The organism is Oleiphilus sp. HI0123, assembly GCF_001635315.1.
The window spans coordinates 1-865 of record NZ_LWGE01000343.1 but is presented as its reverse complement, the minus strand read 5'-3'; the positions used below and the strand labels follow the sequence as shown (position 1 = coordinate 865).

The 865-nt window shown below is 43.5% G+C and carries 1 protein-coding gene; it reads left to right on the top strand.

The genetic code is table 11. The features are described from left to right. Positions 1–865 (top strand): AsmA family protein (locus tag A3761_RS03240; RefSeq protein WP_156491552.1); only part of this gene is annotated, 865 nt, incomplete at both ends.

Sequence of the window (865 nt, the reverse complement as noted above, 5' to 3'; positions counted from 1 at the left end):
TCTTCACCTGAAGCGCTAAACGCATTTAGCCTTTCGAGTAAGCTCGAATTTAAAGACCAGGCTCTATACTTTCAACAAATCAACACACAAGTAGATAAGAGTTCATGGCAAGGAGACCTTACATTCAATAGCAGTAATCAAGCGTTTGCACTTAGCCTTGTCGGTGACTCAGTTAATATCGATAATTATTTACCCGCCGAAGAGGAAAATAACAACACCCAAGCAAGCGCCAACGATGAAGCACCAACGAACAACCAAACCAACTCAGAGCTTCTGCCACTAGAAACACTGAGACAGCTCGATCTAGACATATCTTTAAAACAACAAAGCTTAATTGCAAACAAAGTCCTGATCGAAAATCTTAATGTCGAATTAGCCGCAAAGAACGGAATCGTCAGCGTAACAAACCTGTCTGCGAAGTCTCATGAAGGCATACTAAACACGAGCGCAAAAATAGATGCGCGTAGCAACAAACCTACTTGGCAAGCCGATACAAAGATATCAAACCTTAACTTAGGCACTCTGATTCAAGCGCTGGAAATTCAAAATGCCGAGGACAGCGCTAGCCTCAGTGGCACTCTCAATTTTAGTGCTGCGCTGACAAGTCGTGGTAACACCTTAAGCGAAGTTCAAAGCAATGCCTTGGCTCAATCCGAATTTGAAGTACTCGACGGTGAAGTTCAAGGCATAAACTTCAAGGCACTAAGCTGCAAAGGATTGGCCCTAATAAATAAAGATTCTATCGATACTAACAACTGGCCAAAAGCCACACCTTTTGATCTGCTTAAAGGCAGCGCCAGTTTGAAAGATGAGATTCTCACGAACAATTTCGAGCTAACAAGCTCCGGATTGGCGATGAGCGCCG